The 5376-nt window shown below is 65.6% G+C and carries 6 protein-coding genes and 1 other RNA gene; 5 read left to right on the forward strand and 2 right to left on the reverse strand.

Annotation, left to right across the window (positions count from 1 at the left end; all coding sequences use genetic code 11):
- The 3 genes from ACFWF3_RS22665 to ACFWF3_RS22675 form a co-directional block, all read left to right on the forward strand.
- Positions 1-733: acyl-ACP desaturase (locus tag ACFWF3_RS22665; protein ID WP_379315181.1), on the forward strand; the 733-nt coding region annotated here is incomplete at its 5' end.
- Positions 734-781: 48 nt separating this feature from the next.
- On the forward strand, positions 782-1255 hold the full coding sequence (gene smpB / locus ACFWF3_RS22670; protein WP_378920812.1) for an SsrA-binding protein SmpB: 474 nt from the start codon (positions 782-784) through the stop codon (positions 1253-1255).
- Positions 1252-2115 (forward strand): EamA family transporter, encoded by an 864-nt coding sequence (locus ACFWF3_RS22675; protein ID WP_378991389.1) that lies wholly within the window; start codon positions 1252-1254, stop codon positions 2113-2115. Before smpB ends, ACFWF3_RS22675 begins: the two co-directional genes overlap by 4 nt.
- Before the next feature lie 4 nt (positions 2116-2119).
- On the opposite strand, the gene ACFWF3_RS22680 is transcribed toward ACFWF3_RS22675, so the two are convergent.
- Entirely contained in the window at positions 2120-3418 is a 1299-nt protein-coding gene (locus ACFWF3_RS22680) for an ABC transporter substrate-binding protein (protein WP_378991390.1), read from the reverse strand.
- Positions 3419-3643: 225 nt separating this feature from the next.
- Between ACFWF3_RS22680 and ssrA the strand changes: the two genes are divergently transcribed.
- Positions 3644-4016, forward strand: a transfer-messenger RNA (tmRNA) gene (gene ssrA / locus ACFWF3_RS22685).
- A 361-nt stretch (positions 4017-4377) separates the two neighbouring features.
- On the opposite strand, the gene ACFWF3_RS22690 is transcribed toward ssrA, so the two are convergent.
- Positions 4378-4707 carry a hypothetical protein gene (locus tag ACFWF3_RS22690; RefSeq protein ID WP_379315182.1) on the reverse strand — a complete coding sequence of 110 codons (330 nt, stop codon included), beginning with the start codon at positions 4705-4707 and terminating at the stop codon, positions 4378-4380.
- 233 nt (positions 4708-4940) lie between these two features.
- Between ACFWF3_RS22690 and ACFWF3_RS22695 the strand changes: the two genes are divergently transcribed.
- Positions 4941-5279, forward strand: coding sequence for a hypothetical protein (locus ACFWF3_RS22695; RefSeq protein ID WP_379315183.1), 339 nt, complete (start codon positions 4941-4943; stop codon positions 5277-5279).
- The last annotated feature ends 97 nt before the right edge of the window (positions 5280-5376 follow it).

The raw sequence follows: 5376 nt of genomic DNA on the forward strand, positions 1-5376 counted from the left end.
GATCACCAACCTGCTCACCGAGGACAACCTGCCCTCCTACCACCGCGAACTCGCCGACACCTTCGGCTTCGACAACGCCTGGGGCACCTGGGTCGGCCGGTGGACCGCCGAGGAGAACCGCCACGGCATCGTCCTGCGTGACTACCTCGTCGTGACCCGCGCCGTCGACCCGGTCGCGCTCGAAGAGGCCAGGATGTCGCACATGACCGCGGGTATCGCCAAACCGGAGAAGGGTTCGCAGTTCCTCAAGGGCGTCGCCTACGTCACGTTGCAGGAGCTCGCGACCAGAATCAGCCATCGCAACACCGGCGCCCTGTGCGACGACCCGGTCGCCGATCGCATGCTGGCCCGGATCGCCGCCGACGAGAACCTGCACATGATCTTCTACCGCAAGCTCTGCGCGGCGGCTCTCGACCTCACCCCCGACGAGGCCATGCGGGCCATCACCGACGTGATCCTGCGTTTCCAGATGCCCGGCCTCAACCAGCCCAACTTCCGCCGCAACGCGGTGCTGCTCGCCAAGCACGGCGTGTACGACCTGCGCCAGCACCTCGATGTCGTCCTGCGCCCGACCCTGCGGATCTGGCGAATCTTCGAGCGCACCGATTTCGGCCCCGAAGGCGAGATCGCCCGCGACGAGCTGCACACCTACCTGCTCGACCTCGAGGTCAAGGCGGCTCGTTTCGAGGAGCAGCGCGACCGCGCACTGGCCAGGGCAGCCGCCAGGGTCTGAGTCGGCCATGGAATAAAGGGCTGGCGCCGTCACTTACAGTTGACCGTTATGAAGGAAAAGGGGCGCAAGGTCATCGCGACCAACCGCCGGGCGCGGCACAACTACACGATCCTCGACGTCTATGAGGCGGGGATCGCGCTGGTCGGCACCGAGGTGAAGAGCCTGCGTGAGGGCAAGGCCTCGCTGGTCGACGCCTTCGCGACCGTCGACCACGGCGAGGTCTGGTTGCGCGGGCTGCACATCCCGGAGTTCAGCCACGGCACCTGGACCAATCATTCCCCGCGCCGCACCCGCAAGCTGCTGCTGCACAAGCGTGAGATCGAGCACCTGGTCGGCAAGTCGCGCGAGGGCAACCAGACGCTGGTGCCGCTGTCGATGTACTTCTCCGACGGCAAGGTGAAGGTGGAGCTCGCCCTCGCCAAGGGCAAGCAGGACTACGACAAGCGTCAGGATCTGGCCCGCAAGCAGGCCGAGCGTGAGGTCACCCGTGAAATAGGTCGGCGGGTCAAAGGCATGCGTTGATCTCCGTAGTGCTCGCCCTCGTCGCGGCGGCGGGCTACGGAGTCAGCGACTTCTTCGGCGGGATCGCCGCACGCAGGGTCACGGCGCTGCGTGTGGTTGTGGTGTCGTATCCGTTCTCCGTGCTGCTGGTCTTGCTGATCGCGCCGCTGGTGGGCGGGCATGCCGACACCGCGTCCGTGCTGTGGGGCCTGGCCGCCGGTGTGGCCAGTGGCCTGGCGGTGTGGTGGTTCTACGCCGCGCTCGCCGACGGTCCCATGTCGGTGGTGTCGCCGCTGACCGCGGTGCTGGTCGCGGGCATCCCGGTGATCGCCGGGTTCTTTCTCGGCGAACGGCCCGGCGCGATCGCGATCGCGGGCATCGCCGTCGCCTTGGTCGCGGTGGTGCTCGTGAGCAGGGAAGCACCGGACGAAACCACCGAGGAGATCACCGGCGGCAGGCAACTGCGTTTCACCCGCCGGGTCGCGCTCCTCACGATCGGGTCGGGTGCCGCGTTCGGTTTCGCGTTCTACTTCCTGCACGAAACCAGTGCGAGCGCGGGACTGTGGCCCCTGCTCGCCCAGCGGGTGGCGGCAACCGCGGTCGTGTGGACATCGGCGCTGGCGGCAGGCGAATTCCGCGGACTGCACGGTGAACCACTGCGCCTGGCACTGGCGGTCGGCGTGCTCGATGTGATCGCCAATGCCGCGCTGCTCTACGCCTTCCACGGCGCGATGCTGTCGGTGGTGAGCGTGATCGGCTCGCTGTATCCGGCGGCGACTGTGTTGCTGGCGATGGTCCTGCTCGGCGAGCGCATCAGCGCCACCCAGAAGGTCGGTATGGTGCTCGCGCTCACGGCGGTCGCCATGATCGCCGCGAGCTGATTCCCTACAACCGGGTGCAGGGCTCGTGCAGGTTGAGTCGACCCAGCGTCTTGCCCTGGTAGCCGACACTCACCGCTCTGGCGCCCATCGGCGCCTCCCGGTCCGGTTCGAACACCGCCGACCACTCCGTCTCCAGATCCGGTTCGGCCGCCCCAGCCGGATGGATCACGACCATGCCCTCACCGTCGGGTTTCATCGCGCCGACGCTGCGGCGCAGGCCGGCGCGGGTGAGTTCGCCGTTCGCCGCCGCGGCGGTGAGCAGGGCTTTGAGTGGATAGGTGATCGCCCAGCCCAGCGAATATCCGAAGTTGGCCGGTTCGCCGGTGATCGCGTCGCGGGCGTGCTTGGCGCCCACGCTGTCGCCGGCCCAGCTGTCGACCGGGGTCGTGTAGTTGTAGAGCGCGGTCAGCGCCGGCGCGGCCGCCGATTGCAGCAGTGCCGCGTTCCAGGTGGGTAGCGAGCCGAGGAATCGCCCGGTGAAACCCGACTTCACCAGCTTGCCCACGATCTCCGCGGTCTCGGCGGGTCCGGTGGCCAGCATCACCAGGTCCGGCGCGGCGGCCAGGATCTCCGCCACGGGACCGTCCTGGTTGCCGACCTCGGCATTGGGTCCGGTGTCGATGCGATCGGCGATGGTGGCGTCGTTGGCCAGCGCCCACTTCAGCGCGCCGCTGGCGTAGTCGCCGCCGTAGTTGCCGCGATAGGCGACCACGGCGATATTGCGCGGCGCGTAATGGGTTTCGGCGAACCAGTCGAGGCCGGTCACCGCTTCGGTGCAGTAGGAGTAGCCCGCGCTGAGCACCAGATTGCGGTCGGCGCTGCGATAGTTCCAGCCCGACCACTGGGTGGCCGCGGTGCTCACCATGTCGTCGGCGTCCATCTGGTTCAGCATCGCGACGGTTTGCGCGGTCCCGAAACTCATCGACAACGCGAGCACGTTCGGCTCGATCTCCTCATACGCGCTGCGATGGGTGCGCGGATCGTAGGAGGTGTTGCGGGTGTAGGTGCTGATGTCGATGTCGTAGCCGCCGATGCCGCCCGCCGCGTTCACCTGCTTCCAGAACGCCATCTGACCGTCGTTCATCGAGGCACCGAGCGGGGTGAACGGCCCGTTCGCCAGATCCGAGAGCACCCCGAGATAGATGCAGCCGTTATCGGTGTTCGGCGAACCGGGACAGGGCGTGCTGGTGACGCCCGGCGCGGCGGTGGACTCGCCCGACGAGCAGGCCGCGGCCAGCACGAGACTCGCAACAGCCGGGATCGCCGCGAATCGGCGCAGTCCACGGTGACTGGTGAATGCCATGAGATAACTCCTTGCTCCAGTCGCCCAGGACATTTGACCGTTCCGGGGCGGCCGAACGAGAACAGTACCCGTCACCACCGGCAGCCCCACCCGGATTCGCCGAGGCCATCTGGCGGGGTTCGCTACAAGATCACTCCGGCGACACCGCGAGCTGGCAGAAATAATGGGAAGATCTCACGTCGCGCCGGTGTTAATATGACTAGCCCGCACGGTGCGGGCACGTACGGGGCTGAACGGTTTCGACTGCGTACGTTGATTCAGGGGAAGCGTGTCGGTGCAGGCAAGAGACCACCGTAAGCGTCGCTGCAACCAATTAAGCGCCGATTCCAATCAGCGCGAGTACGCCCTCGCTGCCTAAGTAGCCAGGTCGTCTCTGTCAGTCCGGGTTCGTCCCTCGACCCGGGTACTGGCATCAGCTAGAGGGAATTACCGTTCGGCTCGGTCGCGGAGTCGGATGGGACATCTAACAGCGACTGGGATCGTCATCCAGGCTTGTTCGCGAGACTTGGAGATCCGAGCAGAGACACAGCGAACTGCACACGGAGAAGCCCTGAAGACGCGGCGGAGGACCCGGGTTCGATTCCCGGCAGCTCCACCAAAGAGTCTCTGGCCTGTTAACGCAGGTCAGGGACTTTTTTTATGCGCTGAGTGCGGGCAGATTCAGCCTGCTGCCCACAGTTTGCCCACATCCTGCGGCAGCAAGTCTCCCCAGCACCACGGCGAGAATCACGCACTCGGCTGTCTGGATCAGCTCATCGAAGTAGAACGTAAGGATCGGTAGGACAACGGCTGTTATCCACGGTGACGATCACTCCCCTGATACTGAGTGCTCAGGGTATCGGCGTACACACGCTTCGGGTGGCCGAACAAGACCTATGTTCACTGGTCGCGCTTTGGCCACACGGCTGCGACGAACACGATGGCTGGTAGGCCGATCACGATCACCCACCCGATCACGATCACGTGTCCGCCTGGCATCCGGCCGGGAAGTACTGCCGGGGGCGGCGGTCGTAGGTTTCTGCGGCGCTCAACCATGCGGCGACGGCGTCCACGTCACCCACAACAACCACTCTCCAAGCCGAGGCGAGTTGCCAGCCTTCCGGGGTGGATGTGATGGTCATCGACCGGCGTGCGGCGCGTTCGGTCAGGTCGGCAAGCTGGGCCTTCGTCTGGCTGGTCATGAGGGCTGCTTGTTCGTCGGCCACGCCTCGAGCGCTGCGAGCAGTCGCCTGATCACGCTCGGTGGCGCAACGTTGATCGGGTGCGGGCGTTCGGTTCTGGGTGTCCACTGCGGGAGCATCGCGGCCTCCTGGTGCTCTTTGGGTTCCACTCCCGGCGGGGACTCCTAGTTCAAACCCGCCGGGAGCGTCGGAGCTGACGGTATGGGGTTGTACGACCGCCTGAACAGGAACTTTCTTGAACTTGCTCCAAGTGGTCTGAACAGGTGACAACCTGTGTTACACGGTGGGACGATGTGGGAGTACGGGAAAGCTCGCGCAAGTTCTCACCAGGGGGTAGCGATATGCGCCTAACGTTCCTCGGCAACGGCGGCAGCGACTCGGGCGGCTGCCCGACACTGTTCGCCACCGACAGCGGCACCTACGCGGTGCAGGGATGGCAGACGGACTCACCGGAAACCGTTGAAATCCCGCACTTGCTCCTAGGTTTCGCCCAACCAGATACCTACGTCGGGGTACCGATGGTCGACAGCGGTAGGGGCACGTTCACCCTGACCGGCCGACCGATTACCGACCCGGAAACGCTCGCACAGATGAACCTCGCCGCCGACGAGTCGGCTATCGAGGTCCCCAAGCTCGAAAGGACCTTTTACGGTGCGCTATCGGCCCAACGACGAGCCTGACCTGTGGCCCGGACTGTTCCGGGAAACCAAGCGGTCAGCGTTCCATTTCGAGTGCCGAGACACCTATTTCGTCGCCGACGAGGACGAACGTCTGCGT

Origin of the sequence: Nocardia sp. NPDC060220, assembly GCF_042727815.1 — a bacterium.
In the GTDB taxonomy this organism is placed as follows: domain Bacteria; phylum Actinomycetota; class Actinomycetes; order Mycobacteriales; family Mycobacteriaceae; genus Nocardia.

Excerpts from the sequence above, each read along its gene's own strand:
- smpB (WP_378920812.1), top strand. The coding sequence starts at position 782 with ATGAAGGAAAAGGGGCGCAAGGTCATCGCGACCAACCGCCGGGCGCGG.
- ACFWF3_RS22680 (WP_378991390.1), bottom strand. The coding sequence starts at position 3,418 with ATGGCATTCACCAGTCACCGTGGACTGCGCCGATTCGCGGCGATCCCG.
- ACFWF3_RS22695 (WP_379315183.1), top strand. The coding sequence starts at position 4,941 with ATGCGCCTAACGTTCCTCGGCAACGGCGGCAGCGACTCGGGCGGCTGC.